The organism is Amycolatopsis sp. NPDC052450 (assembly GCF_044547565.1).
Taxonomy (GTDB): domain Bacteria; phylum Actinomycetota; class Actinomycetes; order Mycobacteriales; family Pseudonocardiaceae; genus Amycolatopsis.
Window position 1 is genome coordinate 190722 of sequence record NZ_JBIUAQ010000006.1, and the last position, 26425, is coordinate 217146.

Annotated in this window: 19 protein-coding genes; 8 read left to right on the plus strand and 11 right to left on the minus strand. The window is 68.6% G+C overall.

Annotated features, from left to right (window positions below):
- Positions 1 to 92: 92 nt before the first annotated feature.
- From ACIHAO_RS13335 to ACIHAO_RS13345, 3 genes are all read left to right on the plus strand, one after another.
- Complete coding sequence (locus tag ACIHAO_RS13335; RefSeq protein WP_396557474.1) at positions 93 to 2126, plus strand: APC family permease; 2034 nt, start codon at positions 93 to 95, stop codon at positions 2124 to 2126.
- Positions 2123 to 3328 carry a class I SAM-dependent RNA methyltransferase gene (locus ACIHAO_RS13340; protein WP_396557476.1) on the plus strand — a complete coding sequence of 402 codons (1206 nt, stop codon included), beginning with the start codon at positions 2123 to 2125 and terminating at the stop codon, positions 3326 to 3328. Before ACIHAO_RS13335 ends, ACIHAO_RS13340 begins: the two co-directional genes overlap by 4 nt.
- A gap of 202 nt (positions 3329 to 3530) precedes the next feature.
- Positions 3531 to 3887, plus strand: a complete 357-nt coding sequence (locus ACIHAO_RS13345) for a hypothetical protein (protein WP_396557478.1) — start codon at positions 3531 to 3533, stop codon at positions 3885 to 3887.
- A 543-nt stretch (positions 3888 to 4430) separates the two neighbouring features.
- Here ACIHAO_RS13345 and ACIHAO_RS13350 read toward each other — a convergent pair.
- The 5 genes from ACIHAO_RS13350 to ACIHAO_RS13370 form a co-directional block, all read right to left on the minus strand.
- Positions 4431 to 5687, minus strand: coding sequence for a DUF222 domain-containing protein (locus ACIHAO_RS13350; protein WP_396557480.1), 1257 nt, complete (start codon positions 5685 to 5687; stop codon positions 4431 to 4433).
- A 306-nt stretch (positions 5688 to 5993) separates the two neighbouring features.
- Positions 5994 to 6470, minus strand: coding sequence for a DUF1062 domain-containing protein (locus ACIHAO_RS13355; RefSeq protein ID WP_396557482.1), 477 nt, complete (start codon positions 6468 to 6470; stop codon positions 5994 to 5996).
- 156 nt (positions 6471 to 6626) lie between these two features.
- Positions 6627 to 8180 carry a GMC family oxidoreductase gene (locus ACIHAO_RS13360; RefSeq protein ID WP_396557484.1) on the minus strand — a complete coding sequence of 518 codons (1554 nt, stop codon included), beginning with the start codon at positions 8178 to 8180 and terminating at the stop codon, positions 6627 to 6629.
- On the minus strand, positions 8177 to 9688 hold the full coding sequence (locus ACIHAO_RS13365; RefSeq protein ID WP_396557486.1) for an APC family permease: 1512 nt from the start codon (positions 9686 to 9688) through the stop codon (positions 8177 to 8179). Before ACIHAO_RS13365 ends, ACIHAO_RS13360 begins: the two co-directional genes overlap by 4 nt.
- A gap of 16 nt (positions 9689 to 9704) precedes the next feature.
- Positions 9705 to 11189, minus strand: coding sequence for an aldehyde dehydrogenase family protein (locus ACIHAO_RS13370; protein ID WP_396557488.1), 1485 nt, complete (start codon positions 11187 to 11189; stop codon positions 9705 to 9707).
- A 217-nt stretch (positions 11190 to 11406) separates the two neighbouring features.
- Here ACIHAO_RS13370 and dxs point away from each other — a divergent pair, with 217 nt between their 5' ends.
- Positions 11407 to 13311, plus strand: coding sequence for a 1-deoxy-D-xylulose-5-phosphate synthase (dxs, locus tag ACIHAO_RS13375; protein ID WP_396557490.1), 1905 nt, complete (start codon positions 11407 to 11409; stop codon positions 13309 to 13311).
- 73 nt (positions 13312 to 13384) lie between these two features.
- On the opposite strand, the gene ACIHAO_RS13380 is transcribed toward dxs, so the two are convergent.
- The 5 genes from ACIHAO_RS13380 to ACIHAO_RS13400 form a co-directional block, all read right to left on the minus strand.
- Positions 13385 to 14839 (minus strand): purine-cytosine permease family protein, encoded by a 1455-nt coding sequence (locus ACIHAO_RS13380; RefSeq protein WP_396557492.1) that lies wholly within the window; start codon positions 14837 to 14839, stop codon positions 13385 to 13387.
- Positions 14840 to 14920: 81 nt separating this feature from the next.
- Complete coding sequence (locus ACIHAO_RS13385) at positions 14921 to 16327, minus strand: aminobutyraldehyde dehydrogenase (protein ID WP_396557494.1); 1407 nt, start codon at positions 16325 to 16327, stop codon at positions 14921 to 14923.
- Positions 16324 to 17973, minus strand: coding sequence for a thiamine pyrophosphate-binding protein (locus tag ACIHAO_RS13390; protein WP_396557496.1), 1650 nt, complete (start codon positions 17971 to 17973; stop codon positions 16324 to 16326). The genes ACIHAO_RS13385 and ACIHAO_RS13390 overlap by 4 nt, the downstream gene beginning before the upstream one ends.
- A complete protein-coding gene (speB, locus tag ACIHAO_RS13395) occupies positions 17970 to 18923 on the minus strand; it encodes an agmatinase (RefSeq protein WP_396557498.1) in 954 nt (317 codons plus the stop codon). Before speB ends, ACIHAO_RS13390 begins: the two co-directional genes overlap by 4 nt.
- Positions 18924 to 18951: 28 nt before the next feature.
- A complete protein-coding gene (locus ACIHAO_RS13400; protein WP_396557500.1) occupies positions 18952 to 20403 on the minus strand; it encodes a sodium:solute symporter in 1452 nt (483 codons plus the stop codon).
- Positions 20404 to 20513: 110 nt separating this feature from the next.
- Between ACIHAO_RS13400 and ACIHAO_RS13405 the strand changes: the two genes are divergently transcribed.
- Genes ACIHAO_RS13405 through ACIHAO_RS13420 form a run of 4 tightly spaced genes read left to right on the plus strand, consistent with a single transcriptional unit; the run spans position 20514 to position 24700 of the window.
- The gene (locus ACIHAO_RS13405; protein ID WP_396557502.1) at positions 20514 to 21998 is read left to right on the plus strand and encodes a PucR family transcriptional regulator; all 1485 of its coding nucleotides are present in this window, start codon (positions 20514 to 20516) and stop codon (positions 21996 to 21998) included.
- A 49-nt stretch (positions 21999 to 22047) separates the two neighbouring features.
- Positions 22048 to 22725, plus strand: coding sequence for a response regulator transcription factor (locus tag ACIHAO_RS13410; RefSeq protein ID WP_007033550.1), 678 nt, complete (start codon positions 22048 to 22050; stop codon positions 22723 to 22725).
- Complete coding sequence (locus tag ACIHAO_RS13415) at positions 22722 to 23849, plus strand: sensor histidine kinase (protein WP_396557504.1); 1128 nt, start codon at positions 22722 to 22724, stop codon at positions 23847 to 23849. Before ACIHAO_RS13410 ends, ACIHAO_RS13415 begins: the two co-directional genes overlap by 4 nt.
- 26 nt (positions 23850 to 23875) lie before the next feature.
- Positions 23876 to 24700, plus strand: a complete 825-nt coding sequence (locus tag ACIHAO_RS13420) for an aldo/keto reductase (RefSeq protein WP_396557506.1) — start codon at positions 23876 to 23878, stop codon at positions 24698 to 24700.
- Positions 24701 to 24777: 77 nt separating this feature from the next.
- Here the strand turns inward: ACIHAO_RS13420 and ACIHAO_RS13425 are convergent, their stop codons facing one another.
- Positions 24778 to 26379 carry a PHP domain-containing protein gene (locus ACIHAO_RS13425; RefSeq protein WP_396557508.1) on the minus strand — a complete coding sequence of 534 codons (1602 nt, stop codon included), beginning with the start codon at positions 26377 to 26379 and terminating at the stop codon, positions 24778 to 24780.
- Positions 26380 to 26425: the final 46 nt, after the last annotated feature.

Sequence of the window (26425 nt, forward strand, 5' to 3'; positions counted from 1 at the left end):
CCTCCTTAGTCAGCGAACGTTTCACCCGTCCGCAGGTACCCAGACACACCAGCGCCGAACCTACCGTGAGGGCCGCCCGTTACGCTTCTGCGGTGTCGAAGTTCCCGACCGTATTGAAGCGGCTCGTCCTCGGACGTCCATTCCGGAGTGACCGCCTCTCGCATACGCTCCTGCCGAAGCGCATCGCGCTGCCGATTTTCGCGTCCGACGCGTTGTCGAGCGTCGCCTACGCGCCTGAGGAGATCTTTCTGACCCTCAGCGTCGCGGGCCTGTCCGCGTACGCCTTCGCGCCGTGGATCGGCGTCGCCGTCGCCCTCGTCATGCTGGTCGTGGTCGCCTCCTACCGGCAGAACGTGCACGCCTATCCCAGTGGCGGCGGTGACTACGAAGTCGCCAATACCAACCTCGGCGGCAAATTCGGGCTCACCGTCGCCAGCGCCCTGCTGGTGGACTACGTGCTCACCGTGGCGGTGTCGACGTCGTCCGGCGTGGCGAACATCGGTTCCGCCATTCCGTGGGTGGCGCAGCACAAGGTGATCGCCGCGGTCGTGATCGTGGTCGTGCTGACCGCGCTGAACCTGCGCGGAGTGCGCGAATCGGGCAAAGCGTTCGCGATCCCGACCTACGGGTTCATCATCGGCATCCTCGGCATGGTGATCTGGGGCCTGATCGAGGCCGCCTCCGGCGCCGACATGCGGGCCGAGAGCGCGGACTTCCAATTGCACGAAGAAGCCTCTTTGACCGGTTTCGCCTTTTTCTTCCTGTTGCTGCGCACGTTCTCCTCCGGCGCGGCGGCGCTGACCGGGGTCGAGGCGATCAGCAACGGTGTCCCGGCGTTCCAGAAGCCGAAGTCGAAGAACGCGGCGACCACGCTGCTGATGATGGGCGTGCTCGCGGTGACGATGCTGGTCGGCATCATCACGCTGGCGATCATCACCGACGTCAAATTCGCCGAGCATCCGCAAACGCAGCTCACCGGCACTCCGGCGGGCTACGAGCAGAAGACGATCGTCGCGCAGATCGCGCAGGCGGTGTTCGCCGACTTCACCCCCGCGTTCTACTACATCTCCTTCGCCACCGGCATCATCCTGCTGCTGGCCGCGAACACCGCGTTCAACGGCTTCCCGGTGCTCGGCTCGATCCTCGCCCAGGACCGTTACCTGCCACGTCAGCTGCACACGCGTGGCGACCGGCTGGCCTTCTCCAACGGCATCCTGTTCCTCTCGGCGTTCGCGCTGGTGCTGATCATCGCGTTCGACGCGGAGGTCACGAAGCTCATCCAGCTCTACATCGTGGGCGTGTTCGTCTCCTTCACGATCAGCCAAGCGGGCATGATCCGGCATTGGAACCGGTTGCTGGCAAGGGAAACCGATCCGGCGGTGCGGCGGCGGATGCGGCGATCGCAGACGGTCAACGCGATCGGCCTCACCATGACCGGCACCGTGCTGATCATCGTGCTGGTCACGAAGTTCCTGCTCGGCGCCTGGATCGCGATCGCGGCCATGGTGGCGATCTACATCCTGATGACCGCGATCCGGAAGCATTACGACCGGGTCGCGGAGGAATTGCGCGAGATGGACCGCAAACCGACCGTATTGCCTTCGCGCAACCACGCGATCGTGCTGATTTCGAAACTGCACCTGCCGACCCTGCGCGCGCTGTCCTACGCCAAGGCCGTGCGGCCGGACGTCCTCGAAGCGGTCACGGTGAACGTCGACGACGTCGAGACGCGCAAACTCGTCCAGGAATGGGACGACCACAATTTCAAGGTGCCACTGAAGGTGATCGAATCGCCGTACCGCGAGATCACGAAACCCGTGCTGGACTACGTGAAGCGCGTCCGCGGCGACAATCCGCGCAACGTGGTGACCGTGTTCATCCCCGAGTACGTGGTCGGGCACTGGTGGGAGCAGGTACTGCACAACCAGAGCGCGCTGCGTCTCAAGGGGCGGCTCCTGTTCCAGCCCGGCGTCATGGTGACGAGCGTGCCGTGGCAGCTCGAATCGTCGGAAAAGGCGATCAAACGCGACCGGAAGGCACGGCCCGCGGCCGGCGACGTCCGGCGTGGATTCTCCCCCGTGGTCAAGCAGATCGAAAAAACGAAGGACAAGGAAAAATCAGAATGAGTGTGGACGCGTCGACCGGCACCTGGCTCGGGCGAACGATCGAGCTGGAGGTCGGCGCGGTCGCCCACGGCGGGCACTGTGTCGCGCGGGCGGAGGGGCGGGTCGTGTTCGTGCGGCACGCGCTGCCCGGCGAGCGGGTCCTCGCCTCGGTCACCGAGGACAAGGGCGGGTCGTTCTGCCGTGCCGACGCGATCGAGGTCCTGGAGGCATCCCCGGAACGGGTGGAGCCGCCGTGCCCGCTCGCGGCGCCGGGGGAGTGCGGTGGTTGCGACTGGCAGCACGCCACTCCCGGTCACCAGCGTGAACTCAAGGCCGCGGTCGTCGCGGAACAGCTGAAGAGGCTGGCCGGGATCGAGCGCGATGTCGTCGTCGAAGCGCTCGACGGTGGACCGCTGGACTGGCGCAGCCGCGTCCGGCTCGTCGCGGGCAAGGACGGCAAGGCGGGCTTCCGGGCGCACCACAGTCACCGCGTGATCGCCATCGACGACTGCCCGATCACCGTCCCCGGCGCGCTCGACGACGTCGTGTCGCGGAACTGGCGCCCCGGCAGTGAAATCGAGGTCACCAAGGACGGCGCGGGGCACGTGCACGTCCGTGACCTGTCGACGGTCCACGGGAAGACCAAGTCGCGGCAGCTGGCGGGCGGCCTCGCCGTCCAGCACGCCGCCGGGCGCGACTGGCGCCTCGACGCCCACGGCTTCTGGCAGGTCCACCCGGCCGCCGCCGACACGCTGGCCGCCGTCGTCACCGAATGGGCCGAGGCGCCGCGCGACGGCGTGGCCTGGGACCTGTACGCCGGCGTCGGCCTCTTCGCGTCGGTGCTAGCCGAGCAGGTCGGCCCGGGTGGCCGCGTGCTCGCCATCGAATCCGGCCGTCGCGCCGTCGCCGACGGCGAGGAGAACCTGGCCGACCTCCCGCAGGTCCGCTGGCGCTCCGGCCGCGTCGAGCACCTGCTGGCCGATGCACCGAAACCGGTCGACGTCGTCGTCCTCGACCCGCCGCGCAAGGGTGCGGGCAAGGCCGTCGTCGATTCCATCGTGGAAGGCTCACCCGACAGGATCGTCTACGTGGCGTGCGACCCGGCCGCCTTGGCCCGCGACATCGCGCTGTTCGCGGGGCACGGGTACGGGTTGGTGGATCTCCGCGCTTTCGACGCTTTCCCGATGACGCACCACGTCGAATGCGTTGCTTTGCTGCAATAACGGCTTATCGGTAATCCATCGGAATGGATTGGCTTCGTTTGGCTTGTCCGGGTGTCGGAGTGCTCGCTAACTTGAGCTCAATTCGACGCGAACGGACTTCCGAATCATGGATTATCTCACTTCGGTATGCGGTGATTGTGACGGTAAAGGCTGTGCCGGCTGTGACGGGCACGGCACGATCACCATCGTGGAGGACTGACGAATGGAACCGTCAGTTCTTCCTCCCGGTGTCACGGCGCAGGAGATCAGTTACCGGAACGGCCGGAAACAAGTCATCTACACGGCGCCCTATCCGTCAGAGGGGCCGGTGCTCGCGCGGGATCTGCTGGGCAGGCAAGCGTGGATGTTCATGTACGCGCATTTCGTCTTCACGTGGGTGGAAGGCGCGGTCCAGGTGCAGGTCGGTCACGGAACGCTGAGCGGACCGACGATGCCGTTGTGGAAGGGAGTCGGCATTTCGGCGTACTGGTCGGGTCCGGCGCTGGCGGAATTCGGGCAGGCGTGGGCGCTGCAGCAGATGTCCGGAAATCGGGGCACCCCGGCCGTCGTTTCCATTTGACCTTCTCGGGAAAGGAAGCCGGATTCCGGCCGGTTGCTCCCAGGCTTCACGCCACGCTGAGTACATGGAGGACCCCTTCCTGTACCTAGCGTCCTGCACCGGAAGTTCGCGCCGTTAATCCGTATCGATAGCCGGCCGTTTCGCGCCTGGACCGGGGGGCATGAGGTGTGTCGCGAAAGCCACTTTCGCGACGCCTGGGGTCGCGAAAGTGGCTTTCGCGGCACGGTCGCCCCACGGCCCGCGAGCGAATCCCCGCGACTCGACACCTTGAATCAGCGGAATGCTCACGGCCTCAGGCGACAGCATCTTCACCGCGCGAAGCAAGAACAAGATCCTTCGGCACCACGCCGAATTACCACACGAACTTCCGACTCGGGACACTCGGTACATAAAGGGGCCTTCATGTACTCAGGCGGGCAAGGCCCGAGACGGCCAAGCCCTCGTGAGTGGTAAATGGCGTGGGAACGCACGGCGCTTTTGAACGTGGGCATGCCGAGGAGCCCGTCGCCGGTGCGGACGGCGGGCTCCTCGGGTTGTGCGGGATCAAGTCACGACGCGATGGAGTGTGTTGCGCCGTGGCACTTGTAGCGGGTCGAGGTATTGGGGCGGCACGAATTCCGGTATCCCGTCCGGCGCCATACGAACCTGCCAGTCGCCATGGTGGATGAGCCGATGGTGGAAGCCGCAGAGCAGGACCAGGTTCCGCAGGTCGGTCGGTCCGCCGTCCGCCCAGTGGTGAACATGGTGGGCGTGACAGTGCTTCGGCGCCCGATGGCAGCCAGGGAACGCACAGCCACCGTCGCGGATGTTCAAGGCCCGGCGTTGGCCTGGGGTGACGAACCGTTTCATCCGTCCGACATCGAGAGGTTCACCGGCGGCGTTGAGCACGACGGGGATCATCAGGCAGTCGCAAGCTGCCAAACGGGCTTCGCGGGCGGTGATCTTCCCGACGAAGTCGAGGCACGCGGTCCCGAGTCCGGTCTCCAAGGCTTCGAGTCCGACGGTGACATGCACCAGCGTGCGGTAGCCGGAGGTGCCCGGTTGGTCGGGGCAGGCGATGGCGAGGTCGACGAGGTCGGTCCACGCGTCTCCTCGGCGTTGGGGCAGGGTGCGGTGGTCGGCCTGGCCGAACTCGTCGACCGGCCGCTTCGCCCCGTAGGCGTCCAGCGCGGCCGCGGTGCGGGCACCGGTCTCGGGGTCCAGGAGCCCGGACAGTTTCCAGAAGCCGTCCTTGCGGCGCTCGACGAACACCTCCCGCCTCGGCGGCGTGGGTTCGGGGTCCTTCGGCTCGTTGCCATCGGGGTCGAGATGCGCGAGAAGGTTCACGCCTGCGTCGGCGATCTCTTTCGGCCCGGCCTCGCGGGCGAGATCGGCGAGGATCTTCTCCGCCCCGGCTCGTTCCTCCGCAGGCACATCGGAGGGGATCTTGCGGAGGATCTCCAGGATCAGGTCGATGTGCTGCTCCCCGAGCGCGCCGTCCTCGGCCGCGGCGGCGGTCGCGGGCGCGAACACGGCCCCCTCACCACCGACACCCGGTGCGGGGTTCAGGGCCTGGGCCCGGTCCACCATGTCTTGCGCGTCACCCCGGGAGATCCGGGCGACATCGGCGAGCCACGATGCCGCGCTCCCGTAGCCGAACAAGTCTTCCGCGCCCCGCGACTCGACTTCAGCCAGGTACTTCCCCAACCCGGCCGAGGCCACCCTCATCGCCTGCAGCAGGTGCGTCACGCCGTGGGCAAGCTCCAGCTTGCCGGCGCGCCACAGTTCCTGCGGCAGCGGGGGAATGGTCGTCTCGGGCACGTCTCCATATTACCGAAAAATGTGCGTGAAATCATTCGTAATTTTAAGCAACAACGGTAATTGCACATTTACCACTGATGGGTGATATGGGTGCCGTGCATCGTGACGCTCGTGAGTGGTAAGGGCGGTTCTGGCGAGGCCCCTCTTGGTTGCCTACTGCGTGACCTGCGGCGCTCCTTGCGTGATGCCTGAAGTACATGAAGGACCCCTTCCTGTACCTAGGCGCAAGGATGGGGTCCTTCATGTACTGGGTTTTGCGCGTGCAGGCCTTGGTTCTAACCGTCCTTACCACTCACAAGCCCAAGCTCAGCGTTTCAGTGTGAAAGTGAAGTCCCCGGAAACCTTCCCGGTCAACCGCACCGCCGAAACCACCTTCCCTTCCTCGATCAGTCTCTCGACCTCACCTCGCGAAAGACCGCACCCCTCGGCGATCAGCCGCGCCGGCCGGACCGGGATCCGAGCGTCGAAGTGAACCGAGACGTCGCGAAAGTCGCGGGCACCCGAGGAGCCGGTGTCGAGGCGCCAGGCACCCTCCCAATCGAGGGCGATGCGGTTACGGCGCCGCACGACCGGATCTTGGAGCAGTTCCGCCGCCAAGGCGAGGTCGTTCTCGTGCAGGCGGTTCAGCAGTTCAGGCCGGACGGAGCGCACGGCCACCCGCTCCAGGATCGTGAGCTTCGCGGTGTCCCCGCATCCGATGCAGCGCACGAGGAGCCAGACGTCGAGGAGTTTGTGGTCGGCGTTGACGCGGAACTTGCCGTTCGCCCGGAAACGCCCGGACACGCAAGCGTGGCAACGGCGGAGGACGAAAGGCAGGCAGGCCCTCGGGCTCGACACATGGTCCGGCAGCACGGTAATGGCCTGAGGGTGGCCGCTCCACCGGTTTCCGGGCAAAGCGAAGGCCCCCTCCGGTCGAAGGGGGCCTCACTCAAGCGAGCGCTAGGAGCGCGCGTCCTCCTTCAGCATGTCCGCGCACTTCTCACCGATCGCCATCGTCGTGATGCACGGGTTGACGGCGACCAGGAACGGCATCGCCGAACCGTCCGCGACGCGCAGGCCTTCGACGCCCCGCACCCGCAGCCGCGCGTCCAGTACGGCCAGCGGATCCCCGTCGCCGCCCATTTTCGCGGTGCACGAAGGGTGGTAGACCGTGTTGTGCGTCTTGCGCAGGTAGTCGGCGATCTCGTCGTCGGTCTTGACGTCCTTGCCGGGCGCCAGTTCCGTGCCCGCCCATTCGTCCAGTGCGGGCTGCTCGGCGATCTTGCGCGCCAGTTTGATGCCGTAGGTCATCACGCGCATGTCGTGCTCGTCGCTGAAGTAGCGCGGGTCCACCTTCGGCTTGTCCCGATAGTCCCGGCTGCGCAGCCGCACGGTGCCGGTCGACCGTGACCGGGTGACGTTCGGGGTCAGGCAGAAGCCGTTCTCCGTGGTGGGATAGCCCTGCCGGAGGGTGTTCATGTCGAACGGCACCGAGCCGTAGTGGAACATCAGGTCCGGCCGGTCGAGCCCTTCCTCGGTGGTGGTGAAGATGCCGATCTCCCACCATTGCGTGGACTCGGTCGTCATCGGTTGCAGGGCGTCCCACTGGATGACGCCTTCCGGGTGATCCTGCAGGTTCTCGCCGACGCCGGGGGAGTCCACCAGAACTTCCACTCCGACCTCGCGCAGATGCTCGGCGGGGCCGATTCCCGACAGCATCAGGAGTTTCGGGGTGTCGATCGCGCCGGAGGACAGGATGACCTCGCGCCGCGCCCGCAGCGGGACACCGTGGATCAGGTCGTCGGCGAGGTACTCCGCGCCGGTGCAGCGTTTGCCGTCGAACAGCAGCCGCCGGACGCGGGCGCCGGTGATGATCTCCAGGTTCGGCCGCTTGCCGATGATCGGATGCAGATACGAGACCGACGCAGACGACCGCGTGCCGTCTTCGCGCGCGTTGATCTGGAACCAGTTCGCCCCGTGTGTCACGGTCTTGCCCGAGTTGAACTGCGTCCTCGGGATGCCCGCCTGCTCGCATGCCTGCAGCAGCGCGACGCCGGTCGGGTCGTTCGGCGGCACCGAGCGGATGGTCACCGGACCGGAACGGCCGTGGTGGTTTCCGGGGCCGTCGTTGGTCTCGAGGCGTTGGTATAGCGGGAAAACATCCTTGGCCGACCAGCCGGGCAGGCCGAGCGACGACCATTCGTCGAGGTCTTCCGCCGGCGCCCAGAAGGCGATGCACGAGTTGTGCGACGAGCAGCCGCCGAGCACCCGCGCGCGGGCGTGGCGCAGGAAGGAGTTGCCGGACTCCTGCGGTTCGACCAGGTAGTCCCAGTCGTAGCCGGATTCCAGCAGTGCCATCCACTTCGTCAGTTCCAGCACCGCCGGATCGTCCACATCGGACGGACCGGCTTCGAGGAGCGCCACGGTGACGTCCGGGTCTTCCGAGAGTCTCGCCGCGACCACCGAACCCGCCGTCCCGCCGCCGACGACGATGTAGTCGAACTCTCCGGTCACTGTGCTGCCTCCTCGGGAAGTGCTTCCGCGGCGTGATCGGCCAGGACGCCGCTCTTGTGCCGCAGGACGAACCAGTAATACGCGAAACCGACGACGGCCACCGCGCCGACGAACAGCACGGCCCCCCATTCGAGGTACCAGTGATACGGCTCGGTCGCGTTGTAGACCTCACGCCGCGGCCACGCCAGGTTCACCACGATCGCGCCGCCCCACAGCACGCCGAGGATGTTGACCGGCAGTCCCAGTTTGCCGAGCGAGAAGTACTTGGTGCCTGCCACCTTCGGCGGCGGCCATTGCCCGCGCAGGCGTTTGACCAGCATCGGCACGGTGACCAGCAGGTACGCCAGGTAGATCATGATGATGCCGATACTGGTGATCACCGTGAAGATCTGCGGCTGGCCGACGTTGACCACCAGGATCAGGACCGCGATGACGCCGGACACGATCGCGGGGATCACGGGCGTCTTGGTCTTCGGCGACACCCGCGCCAGATGCTTCCCGGCGGGCAGGTTGTTGTCGCGGCCCATCGCGAACATCATCCGGATCGCCGCCGACTGCACGGCCAGGTTGCACACGGTGATCGCGATGACGACCGCGAGCAGGAAGATCGTGCCGATCGTGCTGCCGAGGACGTCGAGCACGATGAACTGGAGCCCGCCGGTCGCGATCTGCGGGTTGTTGATGTCGCCGACGGCCATCAGCGCCAGGATCAGGATCAGCCCGCCGATGACGAACGACGCGATCAGCGCGCGCAGGATCGCCTTGGGCGCGTTCTTGCGCGGGTCGTGGGATTCCTCGCCGAGCGAGCTGGCGGTGTCGAAGCCGTACATGACGTAGGTCGACGCGAGCGAGGCGACCAGGAACGCTCCGAAATACCCCCAGGGCTGGTCGGCGCCGGTGTTGTTGGTCTGCATGACGACCTCGGGGCCGCGCGTGATGTTCACCGCGAGCGCGACGATCAGCAGGACCGCGGCGATCAGTTCGATGAACACCCCGGCGCTGTTGATCCGCGCCATCAGTTTGACGCCCCAGGCGTTCACCAGCGTGGTGAACAGGATCAGGACGGTGCCGAGGATGACCGCGTTCACCGCGCTGTCGCCGGAGAAGGAGAAGAACGACGAGATCTGCGGGAGCGTGATCTGATACGCCAGCGCGACCGCGGCGATGCTGACGATCGAGGCGGTCAGCATCATCCACCCGGCCATCCAGGCGACGTGCGGGCTGCCGAGCCGTTTCGACCAGTTGTAGATCGAACCGGCGACCGGATAGTGCGCGGCCAGTTCGGCGAACGACAACGCCACCATCAGCTGGCCGACGAACACCATCGGCCACGACCACCAGTACGCCGGCCCGCCGAAGCTGAAGCCGAAGTAGAACAGCTGGAAGGTCCCGGTCAGGATCGAGATGTAGCTGATCCCGGCGGCGAAGGTGTGGAAATTGCCGAGCGTTCTTTCGAGTTCCTGTTTGTAGCCGAAACCGGCGAGGCCGTCGTCGGAAGGATTGCTCATCGGCAATTTCCCCTCTTTAGTTGGACGCGGGCTCCCCGGAGAACCAGCGCTGTGGTGCGGGCCGGAGGTTCTGGTAGATGTGCTTCGCCTCCGTGTACTCGGCGAGCCCGGTCGGGCCGAGCTCACGCCCGAAGCCGGACTGCTTGTAGCCGCCCCATTCCGCCTGCGGCAGGTACGGGTGGAAGTCGTTGATCCAGATCGTGCCGTGCCGCAGCCGGTTCGCGACCCGCTGCGCGCGGGAGGCGTCCGAGGTGAACACCGCGCCCGCGAGGCCGTAGTGCGTGTCGTTGGCGATGCGGACGGCGTCGTCCTCGTCGGTGAAGGTCTCGACGGTGAGCACCGGGCCGAACGATTCGTCAACGACGGCGCTGCTGCCCTGCTTCACGTTGTCGAGGATGGTCGGCAGGTAGTAGTGGCCCTTCGCGAGCTCGCGATCGTCGGGTCGTTTGCCGCCGGTGCGCAGGACGGCGCCCTCTTCCAGCGCCGCCGCGACGTAGCGTTCGATCTTTTCCAAATGGGCGGCCGAGATCAGCGGACCGGTTTCAGCCTTCGGGTCGAAAGGTCCACCCAGTCGGATCAGTTCGGCGCGGCGGACGAGTTCGCCGACGAACTCCTCGTGCCACTCCTCTTGGACGATCAGCCGCGCGCCCGCCGAGCAGACCTGCCCGGAGTGCAGGAACACCGCGGTCAGCGCGTAGTCGACGGCGGTGTCGAAATCCGAGTCGGCGAAGACGACGTTCGGGTTCTTCCCGCCCAGCTCCAGCGCGACCTTCTTGATGGTCGCGGCGGCCGAGGCGGCGATGATCTTGCCGGTCGCGAGGCCGCCGGTGAACGAGACGAGATCGACATCCGGATGCTCCGAAAGAGGAGCCCCGGCCTGCGCGCCCGCCCCGAGCACCAGGTTCGCGACGCCGCCGGGCAGCCCGGCCTCGGTCAGCAGCTTCATCAGCATGATCGACGTGTGCGGGGTCAGCTCGCTGGGCTTGAGGACGAACGTGTTGCCCGCCGCGAGCGCGGGGGCGACCTTCCAGATGGTCTGCAGGAGCGGGTAGTTCCACGGCGTGATCAGCCCGCAGACGCCGACCGGCTCGTGCACGATCCGGCTGAACGCGTCCGGGTTGCCGGTGTCGACCACGCGACCGGCGTCGTTGGCGGCGAGCTTGCCGAAGTAGCGCAGGCACGCGGCGATGTCGGCCATGTCGTATTCGCTCTCGACCAGCCGTTTCCCGGTGTCGAGCGATTCGGCGCGGGCGAAGGCCGATGCGTCGCGATCGAGCAGGTCCGCGGCCTTCAACAGCAGGTCACCGCGCTGGGGAGCGGGCGTGCCCGGCCACGGGCCGGAGTCGAACGCCTTCCTCGCGGCGGCGATGGCCGCTTCGGTGTCTTCACGGGTGCCTTCGGCGACTTCCGCGACCAGCGATCCGTCCGCGGGGCAGCGGATCTCCCGGCGACCACCGCCGACCGCGTCGACCCACTCGCCATCGATGAAAAAGTCCGCCATCAAGCCCTCCGCAACCGGCTCCTGCTCAACCGTCGATCAGCGATTATTACGGCCACCCGACGTGACCGCTACTTGGCAAAAGAGACCATGTTCACACCGTCGGGTGCCGAGTGGTGATTTTCTGACATGTGACCCGTGACGCGGCGGACGGAAGACTCTCAGGGACCCTCCGTAGACTGGCCGGAACGGCGGAAGAGGAATCAGGCGAGGTGGGAGAGTGACGTTGCTCGAGTCCGTGCACGGACCGGCCGACTTGAAGCGGATGACCCCGGAGCAGCTCGACGAGCTGGCCGCGGAGATCCGGGACTTCCTCGTCGAAAAGGTGCGGCTCGCCGGTGGTCACCTCGGCCCGAACCTGGGTGTGGTCGAGCTGACGATGGCGCTGCACCGGGTCTTCGACTCGCCGAACGACGCCATCGTGTGGGACGTCGGTCACCAGGCGTATGTGCACAAGATCGTCACCGGCCGTCATGACGGCTTCGGCAAGCTGCGCCAGCTCGGCGGCCTCACCGGCTACCCGGCGCGCTGCGAGAGCGAGCACGACCTCGTCGAGAACAGCCACGCGTCGACCGCGCTGTCCTATGTGGACGGTCTGGCGAAGGCGTTCGAGCTGGGCGGCGGTGGCAGGCACGCGATCGCCGTGGTCGGCGACGGCGCGCTGACCGGTGGCATGTGCTGGGAGGCGCTCAACAACATCGCCGCGAACCCGCGCCGCCCGGTCGTCATCGTCATCAACGACAACGGCCGCTCGTACTCACCGACCATCGGCGGCGTGGCGGACCACCTCGCGGCGCTGCGGCTCAAGCCGGGCTACGAGCGCGTGCTGGACCGCGGCAAGGAACTGCTGCGGCACACGCCCATCGTCGGCAAGCCGATCTACGCGGCGCTGCACGCGGCCAAGGCGGGGCTCAAGGACGCGCTTAGCCCGCAGATGATGTTCTCCGACCTCGGCCTCAAGTACCTCGGCCCGGTGGACGGGCACGACCTGGCCGCGCTGGAGAAGGCGTTCCAGAGCGCGCGCGACTTCGGCGGCGCGGTCATCGTGCACGTGGTCACCGAGAAGGGCCACGGTTACGAGCCCGCGGTGACCAACCAGGCCGACCAGATGCACCAGACCGACCCGATCGACCCGGAAACCGGCCTGCCGCCGGTCAAGGGCCCGAGCTGGACCGGCGTCTTCGCCGACGAGCTGGTGAAGATCGGCGCCGACCGCGAGGACGTCGTCGCGATCACCGCGGCCATGCTGCGCTCGACCGGGCTGCACAAGTTCGCCGAGGCGTACCCGGACCGCTGGTACGACGTCGGCATCGCCGAGCAGCACGCGGTGACTTCGGCCGCCGGGCTCGCGATGGGCGGCAAGCACCCCGTCGTCGCGGTTTACTCGACCTTCCTGAACCGGGCGTTCGACCAGGTCCTGATGGACGTCGCGCTGCACCGCCAGCCGGTGACGCTGGTGCTGGACCGGGCGGGCATCACCGGACCGGACGGGCCGAGTCATCACGGCATGTGGGACCTCTCGCTGCTCGGCATGGTGCCGGGTATGCGGGTCGCCGCGCCGCGCGACGCCGGCACGCTGCGCGAGGAACTGCGGGAGGCCGTCGCGGTCGAGGACGGGCCGACGGCGCTGCGGTTCTCCAAGGGCGGCGTGATCGACTCCGTGCCCGCAGTCGAACGCGTCGGCACGGTCGACGTCCTGCGCAAACCCGACGGTGACGCCGACGTCCTGCTGGTCGCCGTGGGCGCGTTCGCGATGCTCGGGCTCGCCGCCGCGGACCGGCTGGCCGACCAGGGCATCGGCGTGACCGTGGTGGACCCGCGCTGGGTCGTCCCGGCGCCCGCCGAACTGGTGGCGCTGGCCGAGCAGCACAAGCTGGTCGTGACCGTCGAGGACAGCGGACGGCACGGCGGTTTCGGTTCCGCGCTGGCCGCGCTCTTCCGTGACGCCGAGTGCGACGTGCCGCTGCGCGATCTCGCGGTGCCGCAGGTGTTCCACGACCACGGTTCGCGCGAAGAGGTCCTGGCCCGCGTCGGGCTCACCGCGCAGGACGTCGCGCGGCGGGTCACCGAGTGGTCCGCGAACCTGGCGAGCCGGACACCGGCGCCGGAGGACACGCACCGCTGACAGGCGCTGACAAGCGCTATGAAAGGCCCCTTCATTGCAAATTTTGCAATGAAGGGGCCTTTCATAGCACGCGCTAGGCCTCCTGGGCGATCGCGACCGCCGGAGTGGCGACAGGCTCCGAGTACGCGTAGACCTCCCGCGGCTCGGGGAAGAGCTTCACCAGCACGGGATACGCGATCGCCGCCGTGCACAGCGTCACCACCATGCTGACGTCGACGCCGCCCGCGATGTCCTTGAACGGTCCGGCGATCATCGGGGTGTTGGCGGTCAGCAGGCCCAGCGTCGTCGCCGGGATCCACGCGGCCATCGCACGCCAGTTCACGCCTCGGGTGAACCAGTAGCGGCCGCCCTTGCGGCCCTGGTTGAACACCTGGAGGTCGTCGGGATCGTAGAACCCGCGCCGCAGCACGAAGCCGATCATCATGATCACCATCCACGGCGAGGTGCACAGCACGATCAGCGTGGCGAAGGCGTTGATGCTGGAGACCATGTCGAGCACGAAGTTGCCGACGAAGATGAACACCACACTGAGCGAGCCGATCAGCAGCGTCGCCTGCACCCGGCTCAGCTTCACGAAGATCGAGCTGAAGTCCAGCCCGGTCCCGTAGAGCGACGTCGTGCCGGTGGACAGTCCGCCGATCAGCGCGACCACGATCAGCGGGATCGCGTACCAGAGCGGGGAGATCGCGGTCAGGCCGGTGATGTAGTCGGCCGGATCCGCGACCAGTGTCGCGGTGGCGATGCCGAAGCCGAACGGCAGCAGCGTCGCGACCTGTGCCAGGAACGGCGCGGCCAGCAGGGAACGGCGGCTGTGGCGCGCGGGGATGTAGCGCGTCCAGTCGCCGAGGAAGGCGCCGAACGAGATCGGGTTCGCCATCGTGGTGAGCGCGGCCAGGATCCAGGTCGGCCAGAAGTCCCCGAGGGCGTAGGTGCCGGTGCCGGCGAAACCCGGGTCGAACGTGCCGCCGTAGGCCACGATCCCGAGCAGCATGATCGCCGTGCCCAGTACGACGGCGACCCGGTTCACCAGCAGCATGAACCGGTAGCCGTAGATGCACACCACCAGTGTCGCGATCGCGATGACGCCGTACGCGACGCCGCGGAGCACCTCGCCGCCGTCGAAGCCGAAGAGCCGTTGCGCGGCACCGGCGACGGCGTCGCCGCTCACCCAGACCGAGATGGCGAAGAACGTGATCGCCGTCAGCAGGGAGAGGAAGGAGCCGACACAGCGGCCGACGACGCCGAAATGCGCGCCCGAGGACACGGCGTTGTTGGTCCGGGTGAGCGGGCCGAACAACGACATCGGCGAGAGCACGAGCGCGCCGACGACGACGCCCGCGACGGTGGCGGCCACCGCGGCCCAGAAGCTCAGGCCGAAAGCGATCGGGAGTGTCCCGAGGATGATGGTGGCGAAGGTGTTCGCGCCGCCGAACGCCATCCGGAACAGGTCGCGGGGCCGCGACGTCTGCTCTTCCGGCGGGATCGGCGCGATGCCGTGTTGCTCGACTTCGGTGACCTTGTCACCCATGGGGACCTCCAAATACGCAATTCGGCACCAGCTTGCGATCGTTGGCTTCGCGAACTACCGCAACCAGGTGCCGAAATGCGGTCAGGCGAAGCGGGTCATGACGTGCTTGACGCGGGTGTACTCGGCGAAGGAGTAGGACGAGAGGTCCTTCCCGTGGCCCGAGTGCCCGAAGCCGCCATGGGGCATTTCCGAGACCAGCGGCCCGTGGGTGTTGACCCAGACGCAGCCGAAGTCGAGTTCACCCGAAACGCGGGTCGCGCGTGCCAGGTCGTTGGTCCAGATCGAGGACGCCAGCCCGTAGGGGACGCCGTTGGCAAGGCGGACCGCTTCGTCCTCGTCCACAAAGGACTGAACGGTGATCACCGGGCCGAAGATCTCCTCCTGCACGATCTCGTCATCCTGCGTCAGGCCCGAGATCACGGTGGGGGAGAAGAAGAAACCGCGGTCACCGGCGGGAACGCCGCCGGTTTCGACGCGGGCGTGCGACGGCAGTCGCTCGACGAGACCGCGCACCCGGCCGAACTGCGCCTCGCTGTTGAGCGGGCCGAAGTCCCGGCCGGGGGCCTGCGCGGCGGCGGCCTTGGTGAGTTCCGCGACGAACTCGTCGTGGATCGCCGCGTCCACCAGCACCCGGCTGCCCGCGGTGCAGTCCTGGCCCGCGTTGTAGAACGCCGCGCCGACGATGCCCTCCGCCGCCTCGGCGAGGTTCACGTCGCCGAAGACCAGCAGCGGCGCGTTCCCGCCGAGTTCCAGATGCGTGCGTTTGAGGTCGGCCGCCGCGACGGTGGCGACGTCGATGCCCGCGCGGGTCGATCCGGTGATCGACACGAGTTCGGTGATCGGGTGCTTCACCAATGCGCGGCCGGTGTCGCGGTCGCCGCACAGCACGTTGAACGCGCCCCGCGGCAGGAACTCCGCCGCGACCTCGGCCAGCAGCACGGCGGTCGACGGCGTGGTCTCGGCAGGCTTCAACACGACGGTGTTCCCGGCGGCCAGCGCCGGGGCGATCTTCCAGACGCCCATCATCAGCGGGTAGTTCCACGGCGCGATCTGCGCGCAGACGCCGACCGGTTCACGCCGGATCGCCGAAGAGTGCCCCGGCAGGTATTCCCCGGACGCGGTGCCTTCGAGTTGCCGTGCGGCACCGGCGAAGAACCGCAGCGCGCTGACGCACTCCGGGATCTCCTCGTCGAGCACGACGGACCGGATCTTGCCGGTCTCGCGGATCTCCAGTTCGGCGAACTCCTCCGCGCGCGCCTCGACCGCGTCGGCGATCTTCAGCAGGGCGAGCTGACGCTGGGCGGGGGTGCTCTTGCGCCACACCTTGAACGCCCGTTCGGCGGCGGCCAGCGCGGCGTCCACATCGGACTGCTCGGACAGGACGCTGGTGCCGAAGACCTCGCCGGTGGCGGGGTCCACCAGGTCGAGTGTCCGCGAGCCCGACGCCGGTACCCCGGCGCCGTCGACGAAATTGAGGACCTGAGTCATTTCTTCTCCAGGTGGGTCGGCTCGAACATCTTCAGCAGGGCGGGAAGGACGACCACGGACGGCCCTGGCGTGCCCAGCGCGTCGGCGAGGTCCTTTCCGACGGTGTCCAAAGAGGACACGGTCGCGTCGACGCCGAAAGAGCGCGCCAGCGCGGCGAAATCCGGCCGTGCGAGTTCGGTGGCGGTGGACTGCCCGAAGGCGCCGGTCAGGTATTCGCGCAGGATGCCGTAGCCGCCGTCGTCGACGACCAGCCATGTGACGTCCAGTCCGTGCTGGACCGCCGTGGCCAGTTCCGCGATCCCGTACATCGCGCCGCCGTCGCCGGACACCGCGAGCACCGGCCCGCCGGTGGCGACAGCGCCGCCGAGCGCGCCGGGCAGGCCGTAGCCGAGCCCGCCCGCGCCCTGCGCGGTGTGGATCGGCGCGCCCTCGGGATTCCACGCCGACCAGGCCCAGTAGGCCGCGATCGTCATGTCCCAGAACGTCTGCGTGCCCTCGGGCAGCGCCGCGCGGATGTCTTCGATCAGCTTGCGCTCGACCTCGAGAGGCTGGGCGTCGAGGCGTTCACGCACCTTGGCCAGCAGATCCGCCACCGCGGCTTCGGCCGCACCGTCGGACTGCCGGAACGGCACCTGCTCCAGAAGTCCTTGCAGGACAAGGCGGACGTCGGCGTGGATACCCAGCGCCGGGTAGTTCGACCCCAGTTTCCCGAGATCGGCCTCGACCTGGATCATCCGGCCGCGCGGGGCGAACTCGCGGTAGTTGCTGGACAGCTCGCCGAGTCCGGAACCCAGGACGAGCAGCACATCCGCGGCCGAGAGGAACTCGGTGCTGTGCCAGTCTTCGACCCACGACTGCCCGGAAAGTTCGTGGTCCCAGCCGAAGACGCCCTTGCCGCCGAACGTCGACAGCACCGGCGCGCGCAGTGCCTCCGCGAGCGCCTTCAGTTCCGCGTGCGCGCCCGAGCGCAGTGCGCCACCACCGGCCAGGATCACCGGGTTCTTCGCCGCGCCAAGGAGATTCGCGGCCTCGGTGACGAGCTCCGGCAACGGCGCGAGCGGCGCGGGCCGTGCGGTCACCGACGTGATCCGCGGCAGCTCCGCCGGCGCCAGCAGGATGTCCTGCGGGATCTCGACCCACACCGGGCCGTACGGCGCGGTCGCCGCCGATTCCCAGGCTTCGCGCAGCGCCGTCGGGATCTGGCTGACGGTGCGCACCACGTGCACCGACTTCACGACGTCACGGAAACTTGCCTGCTGATCGGGCAGTTCGTGCAGGTACCCGTGCCGTCCGCCGCCGAGCCCGGCGACCGGGATCTGGCTGGAGATGCCGAGCACCGGGACCGACGCCGCCCGGGATTCCTGCAGTGAGGCCAAGGTCAGCAGCGCGCCGGGGCCGGTCGACACGATCATCGGGGTCACCGGGGCCGGGCCTTCGGGGTCCGCCGCGAGCCGGGCGCGGGCGTGCCCGTCGGCCGCGAACGCCAGGTTGTTCTCCACCCGCGAGCTGATCACGCGCAGGTCGTCCGTGCGCCGCAGTGCTTCGAACAGGCCGAGCGCGTGCTGGCCGGGCAGGCCGAACACGGTGTCGGCGCCGAGCGCGCGGAGGGTTTCGACGACGACGTCGCCGCCTATCCGTTGTGTCATTCGCTCTTTCCCAGGCTGAGCAGGCTCACCAGGTCGTAGGCGACGTGGGAGGCCGCGATGGCGGTGATCTCGGCGTGATCGTAAGCCGGGGCGAGTTCCACCACATCCGCGCCGATGAGGTTGCAGTCCCGCAGCCCGCGCAGGATCTCCAGCAGTTCACGGCTGGTCATGCCGCCCGCTTCGGGGGTGCCGGTGCCCGGCGCGTGCGCGGGGTCGAGCACGTCGATGTCGACGGAGATGTAGAGCGGGCGGCCGCCGATGCGCTGGCGCAGCGCGTCGACGGTCTCGGCGACCCCGCGGCGCATGACGTCGCCGGAGGTGACGATGCCGAATCCGAGACGGCGGTCCTCTTCCAGATCCCGCTTGCCGTACAGCGGGCCGCGCGTGCCGACGTGGGACAGCGCTTCGGTGTCGAGGATGCCTTCCTCGGACGCCCGCCGGAACGGGGTGCCGTGGGTGTACGGCTCGCCGAAGTAGGTGTCCCAGGTGTCGAGGTGCGCGTCGAAATGCAGCAGCGCCACCGGTCCGTGCTTCTTCGCCGCCGCCCGCAGCAGCGGCAGCGCGATCGTGTGGTCGCCGCCGACGGTCACCAGCCGTGTCCCGTTCGCGGTCAGCGCCTCGGCCTCGTCCTGCAGGGTCTCGATCGCCTCGCCGATGTTGAACGGGTTGAGCGCGATGTCGCCTGCATCGACCACCTGTGTTTCGGCGAACGGCGAGACGTCGAGTTCCGGGTGATACGGGCGAAGGAGCCTGCTGGCCTCGCGGAGCGCGGCGGGGCCGAATCGCGCGCCGGGGCGGTAGGACACCCCGGCGTCGAACGGCACGCCGACGACGGCGACATCGGCACGCTCGACCTGATCGATCCGCGGCAGCCTCGCGAAGGTCGCGAAACCGGCGAACCGGGGCACCTTGGACGAGTCGACGGGGCCGATCGGGCTCTGCTCAGGCACTGTGTCTCCTTCTTGGGGTGTAAGGGTTTCAGGACTTCGAAGCGGCGAGTTCCGCCTCTTCTTCCTCGGCGGCCGCGCTGCCGTTCAGACGGCGGGTCCACACGGTGAGGATCTCGTCGGAGGTACGCGGGGTGAGGAAGCTGACCAGCAGGTACACCGCCAGGCTGGAGCCGAGACCCCAGTAGATCGGGCTGTTGGCCTCGACGCCGTCGACGAACATGAACGCGATGACCACGACGGTACCGACGACCATCGACGCGAGCGCGCCCTGACGAGTACCGCGTTTCCAGGCCAGCCCGCCGATGATCGCGACCAGCAGACCGCCGACGAGGATGTCGTAGGCGATGGTCAGCGCGTTGACGACGTCGTCCACGACCATCGCGATGCCGATCGCGACAATGCCGAGGATCAGGGTGGTGACGCGGTTCCTTGTCACCTCGTTGGCGGCCTTCTTGAGGCCCAGCTTGGAAAGCAGGTCCGAAGTGCTGACCGTGGAGCAGGCGATGAGCGCGCCGCTCGCGGTCGACATCATGGCCGACAACGCCGCCGCGAGCACCAGGCCGCGGACCCCGGCGGGCAGCTGGTCCTCGACGATGGTCGCGAACGCGTCCTGCGCGCTGGCGAGGTTCGGGTACAGCGTCTTGGCCGCGGTGCCGATCAGCGCGCCGGCGAGGCCGTAGACCAGGCAGTAGACGCCGGAGATGACGCCGCCGCCGGTGGCGATGCCCGGCGTCCTCGCGGTGAACACGCGCTGCCAGATGTCCTGGCCGATGAGCAGGCCGAAGCTGTAGATGAGGAAGTAGGTGAGGATCGTGTCGCCGCCGATGGCGGTGAGTTCGAAGTAGCTCTCGTCCAGCCGCGCGGCCATCCCGTCGAAGCCGCCCGCCGAGACGATCGAGACCGGCAGCAGGATGAAGAGGATGCCGATGGTCTTGATGACGAACTGGACGATGTCGGTCAGCGTGATCGACCACATGCCGCCGAGCACCGAGTAGAGCACCACGATCGACCCGCCGATGGCGATCCCGGCCCAGCTCGGGACGTTGAACAGGACTTTGAAGATGGTGGCGAAGGCCAGCGTCGAGGTGACGGTCAGCATCAGCGTGTACGCCCACATGACGACGCCGGAGATGGCGCTCGTGGAGCCGCCGTAGCGCAGGTCGAGCATCTCGCCGACGGTGTAGACGCGCAGTTTCACCAGTCGCCGCGCGAACAGCGTGTGCAGGACCAGGATGCCGACGCCGATCGCGATCACGAGCCAGGCGCCGGAGATGCCGTAGGTGTAGCCGAGCTTCACGCCGCCGACCGTCGAAGCGCCGCCGAGGACGACCGCGGACATCGTGCCCGAGTACATGAACCAGCCGAGGCGGCGGCCCGCGACCAGGTAGTCGGATTTGGTCTTGGCCAGCCGCAGGCCGAACCAGCCGACCCCGATCATGCCCGCTATGTAGAGCGCGATCACCGCGTAGTCACCGGCCACGGTGTCCTCCTTGCCTTGGGGCGGTTCGCTTCGTTCGGGTCACCGTAGGTTCGTTCGCTCCTCGAACGACATGGGATGATCCATCCAAAGCGCCGGAAATCGAGGACCAAATGACCCAAACTCGCGATCCGTTCGACTCGGATGTGAATGTCCCGTTACGGGCCGTGGTCGGCAACCCGGAACTGGCACTCGACCCGGTCGTGGAGACTCTGCGCCCGGACGCGCTCGACGCCCCGGTGCGCTGGGCGCACGTCAGCGAGCTGCGGGATCCCGCGCCGTATCTGCTCGGGGCGGAACTGCTGCTCACCGCGGGTGTGAACCTTCCGGTGGAGCCGTCCGAGGTCGACCGCTACGTCCGGCGGCTGGCCGGCAGCGGGATCTCCGCGCTCGGCTTCGGGCTGACGCCGGGCACCCACGAGACCCTGCCGCCGGCACTGCGGTCGGCCTGCGCGCGGCACGGGTTGCCGCTGATCGTCGTCCAGCCGCGGACGCCGTTCCTGGCGATCAGCCGCGCGGTGTCGGTCGCGCTCGCCGAGGCGGGGCAGCGGGAACAGCGGCGGATCGCGGCCGCGCGCGAGGCGCTGACCAGGGCCGCGGGCGACGGGCTCGGCGAACTCGCGAGCGCGCTGGCCGGGCGGCTGCGGGCGTGGGTGGCGCTGGTCGGTGCCGGCGACGTCCTCGCCGCCGACCACGGCGCGCCGTCCCCGCTGCCGGACGAGGTCCGGGAACTGGTCGCCACGCTGCGGGCGGGCCGGGGGATCCGCAGCGCGACGACGGAACTGGCCGACGGCACGCACGTCGTCGCGCAACCGGTGTACCCGCAGGCGACGGCGTCACATCTGGTCGTGGTCGGCCGCGTCGAACGGTTCGACGGCGCGGACCGCTCGATCCTGTCGGTCGGGGCGGCGCTGCTCGGGCTGGTGGGCCGCGCGGGGTCGGACGCGGCCGGACTGGGTGCCACCGCCACGGCGTTGCTGCTGGGCGAGACCGACGTGGTCGGCGGGGACGAACGCCGCTTGGTCGCCGGGATCGCCTACCGCCGGGGGCCGAACGAGGTCGCCGCGCGCTACGACTGGCTGCGCGCCCGGCTCGACACCCCGCTCGTGCGGCTGCTGCCCGGGCCGCGGTTCACCGCGATCGTCCGTGAGGCGCCGGCGATCGGCGACCTCGACCGGCTCCGCGCCGACGGCTGGCTCACCGTCGTGGGTTCGCCCGTCCCACCCGACCGGCTCCCCGAGGCGCGCGCCGAAGTGGAGTCGCTGCTGCGGCGGGCCGCCGCGCTGGAACGGCCGGTGGTGGCGGAGGCGTCCGGGCTCGGCCTGGACGCGCTGATCGCCCCGGACGCGGCCGCCGGGTTCGCTGCCCAAGCGCTGGCGCCGCTGCGCGAACTCGACCGGAAGGGCGACCGCGAACTGGTCGGCACGCTGCGGACGTGGCTCGCGCACCACGGCGGCTGGGATCGGACGGCCGCCGAACTCGGCGTGCACCGCAACAGCGTCCGGCACCGGATCGGGCAGATCGAACGGGCGCTGAGCGTGGACCTGGCGGATCCGGAGGTCCGGATGCGTTTGTGGTTCGCCCTGCGGTGGGGGTGACGCTTACTCCAATCAGGTCACTCTCAGGAATCTGTGGCAACGTGGGGTCGTGCGAATTCTGGTAGTCGAAGACGAAGAACCCCTCGCCGACGCGATCGCACGCGGCCTGCGGCGCGAGGGAATGGCGGTGGACATCGCGCTCACCGGTGACGACGGGCACGAGAAGGCCGCCGTCACCCGGTATGACGTCGTGCTGCTCGATCGCGACCTGCCCGGTATGTCCGGTGACGACCTGTGCCGCGAGATCGTCGCGTCCGGCGAGCTGACCCGCGTGCTGATGCTCACCGCGAGCAGTTCCGTTTCGGACCGCGTCGACGGGCTTTCCCTCGGCGCCGACGACTATCTCGCCAAGCCGTTCGCCTTTCCCGAACTCGTCGCGCGGGTGCGGGCGCTGGGCCGCCGCGCGACCCCGGCCGCGCCGCCGCTGCTGACTTCGGGCGACGTCGAACTGGATCCGGCGAGGCGGACCGTCCGCCGCGCGAGCGGTCCGGTCGAGCTCACCCGCAAGGAGTTCGGCGTGCTGGAGGTGCTGCTGTCGGCCGCCGGTTCGGTGGTCAGCAGCGAGGAACTGCTCGAACGGGTGTGGGACGAGAACGCCGACCCGTTCACCACCACCGTCCGGGTCACCGTGATGACACTGCGGAAGAAACTCGGCGAGCCGGGCATCATCGAGACCGTCGTCGGCTCCGGCTATCGGGTGCCGGAGCAGGGGACCGCACGCGGGTGAACCTGTCCGGTGCCCGCAGCCTGCGCGCGCGGGTCACGTTGCTCGCGACCGGGCTGGTGGCGCTGGTCAGCCTCCTGTTGCTCTGGCTGACCTGGAATCTGGTCGGCGACGCGGTTTCCGCGGTTCCGCAGCTGCCGCCGGGCACCACGGTGCGGGTCGACGGCGTCGAGGTCGACGCTTCCGCCGTCACCGAGCATTTGCGGGTGTACGCCCGGAACCGGGTGCTGCTGTTCGGCGCGGCCGCGTTCTGTTTCGTCGTGCTGGCGGCGGGGATCCTCGCGTGGACGTTCACCGCGCGGGTCCTGCAGCCGTTGCGTGAGATCACCGGGACGGCGCGGCGCCTCTCGATCGAATCGATGGGGGAGCGGATCGGCGAGGTCCGCACCAAGGACGAACTCGCCGAACTGGCCGAGACCTTCGACGACATGCTCGACAGGTTGCAGGCCGCGTTCGACGCCCAACGGCATTTCGTCGCGAACGCCAGCCACGAACTGCGGACGCCGCTCGCGGTCATCCGCACCGAACTCGACGTCACCCTGGCCGACGAGCAAGCCGACGAAGCCGAATTACGCCGGATGGCGGGTGTCGTCCGCGACGCGACCGAACGGGCCGAGCGGCTGGTCGGTTCGCTGCTGCTGCTCGCCCGCACGGACGGCGCGGGACTGGTGGCCAGGGAACCGGCCGATCTCGCGGTGATCGTCGCGACCGCGTGGCGGGCGGTGCGGGCCGATGCCGGGAAACGCGGTATCCGCGCCGAATTCGCGACCCAGGGCGCGCCGACGTTCGGTGATCCCGCGCTGCTGGAACGGATCGCGGGCAATCTGCTGGAGAACGCCGTGCGGCACAACGTCGACGGCGGCTGGCTGGACGTCGTCACGCAGGCCGGTCCACAGTGGTCGGTGCTGCGAGTGCGTTCCTCCGGCGGTCTGCTCGACCCGGCCGCGGTCCCCGAACTGTTCGAGCCGTTCCGCCGGGCAGGCGTCGCCAGGACCGCCCGCACCGGCGCCGGGCTGGGGCTCTCGATCGTGCGGGCCGCGGTCCAGGCGCACGGCGGCACGGTGTCCGCGGAACCCGTTGTGGGCGGCGGTCTTTCGGTGACCGTCCACCTTCCCGCTCTGCCTTGACCTGCCGCCGGGGTTACGGTTCAAGGATGGTCCCCAGCATGAGGCTGAACAACGGAACGTCCCTTCCCCAGCTCGGGTTCGGGGTGTATAAGATCGGCGACGACGAGGTCGTCGGCGCGGTCCGCACCGCCATCGAGGCGGGCTACCGCGCCATCGACACGGCGACCCTGTACGCCAACGAACGCGGCGTCGGCGAGGCCGTCCGCACCAGCGGGCTGCCCCGCGAGGAACTGTTCGTCACCACGAAACTGTGGAACACCGAGCACGGCTACGACTCGGCGTTGCGTGCCTTCGACACCAGCCTGAGCGAACTCGGTCTCGAGTACGTCGATCTGTATCTCATCCACTGGCCGCTGCCGTCGCAGGACAAATACGTGGAAACGTGGCGGGCGCTGGAAAAGATCGCCTCGGACGGCCGGGCGAAGGCGATCGGCGTCTCGAACTTCCAAATCCCGCATCTGGAGCGGCTGATCGAGGAGACCGGAACGGTCCCCGCGGTGAACCAGATCGAATGCCACCCGTGGCTGCAGCAGCCGCTGCTCCGGAACTTCCACGAGAAGCACGAGATCCTCACCGAGGCGTGGGGCCCGCTGGCGCGCGGCGGAGAGCTGCTCGCCGATGAGAAGATCACCACGATCGCGGAGAAGCACGGCAAGACCCCGGCGCAGGTCGTCCTGCGCTGGCATATCGAGATGAACCACCTGGTGATCCCGAAATCCGTCACGCCGGAACGGATCAAGGAGAACATGGACGTCTTCGACTTCGCCCTCGACGCGCACGACGGCGCCGCGATCGCGACGCTGGAGCAGGGGAAGCGGCTGGGACCGGATCCGGACACGCTCGGCGCCTAGGGTTCGGCAAGTGTCATGAAAGGGTCGTTCAGGACAAAAAATGTCCTGAACGACCCTTTCATGACATCCCGAAATGGCTAGCGCACGTCCACGAAGATCGGGTTCCCGTACAGCCACAGGTCTTCGAACGGGTTCGACCGCCCGATCACGTCGGCGCTCGGTTCGATCCCGCCGGGCACGTGCTTCTTGCCGTCCGTGCCGCGCGTCCGCACGAAGAACGGCTCGCGCACGTTGCGGAACGTGTGCCGGAAGGCCACCCGCCGCCCCGGCGCCCACCCCGGTTCGAAGGACCGCACGACCCGCGTGCCCGGAGCGGTCTGCGCGTCCCGGTCGGCGGCCGGGCCGGTCACCGGTCCCGAAACGAGGTCGAGCCGCGCGAGCCGGGGGATCGCGCCGCCGCCGTTCGGCCGGGCCGCCAGTTTCGCCGAGACGACGACCGTGACATCGGAGCCGCGCCGGACCCGCAGCCTGCCGCCCATCGTCGCCGAGCTCCAGCCGCTGTATGCGCCGAACTCCAGTTCTTGCGCGAGCCCGCCGTGCACTACCCAGACACGTCCCGCACGCAGGCCTTCCAGCACACCTTCGTGGCTTCGGCGGGACACGCCGACGACGGTCCGGCTGAACTCGGCGGGCGCGAAGTCCGCGTACGGGGGCAGGGTCTGCGGGACGCCGGTGTCGATCGGGTCCGGGTAGGCGCCGTGCTCGTCGTAGTACCCGTCCGGGACGCCGGGCCGGACGTGGGTGTCGCCGCGGTTGTAGTGCGAGTCGGAGTTGCTGGTGATCCACCACGGCTTTCCTTCGGCCAGCAGCGAATCCCACAGCCCGCCGACGGTCGCGGTGCTCCAGTCGAAGCCGCCGTAGGTGCGGTAGGCCGTTTCGGGGAAGCCTGGCCACGAGTTCGCGCCGGGGGAGTTGCCGTAACCGCCGCGCGCGCCACCGCCGCTCCCGAGCGGTTTCGGGAAGCCGTCGGCCTGCGCGCCCGGCGCGCCTTCCATGCCGATGACGATGCCGGGCGCGGCGTCGCGCAGCGCCCGGATCTCGTGCGGGGCGATCCGGCCGTTGCGCAGCGGATGGTTGATCACCACCACCGGCGCGTGGATCCGGCGGGCCCGCTCTTCGGCGGCGAGCCAGCGGATCGCCTTGACCGCCAGTGCCTCGTTGTCCGGCGTGCCCGTCTCGGTCCCGGTGAGCCGCCAGTCGAAGGCACGCTCGAACTCACGCAGTTTCGCGGCCTGGTCCGCGCCCGCCTGGAAGAACAGCGTCGCGTGCTCGGCGCCCGGCACGTTCCACTCCATGCCTTGCCACAGCAGGAGATCGCGGTGCTCGCGCTGTGCCGCCCGGATCGCGGCGTTCGTCCGCTCCACCGACGACTTCTCGTGCGCGGCGTGGCCGTGATCGGTGATCACCGCCCAGTCCGCCCCGTGCCGGCGCGCGGCGTCGGCGATTCCGTCCACTGTGTACATCGCGTCGTAGGAATACTGTGTGTGGATGTGGTGGTCGCCCACCAGCCACCGGTAGCGGTCGCGGCCGAAGAGCAGGTTGACATCGATGTCGAGATCGAGGTCGAGGGCTTCCGCCGGGGTGGTGGCGGCGAGCGGCGCACCCGCGGCCGCCGCGGACACGAGGCCCGCACGCTTGAGGAATCCGCGGCGGTCGACGCCGGGCTTTTCGCTGTTCACCGGCGGCACGCTAAAGAGCTTCGCTGAACGGGCGGTGACCGGACGG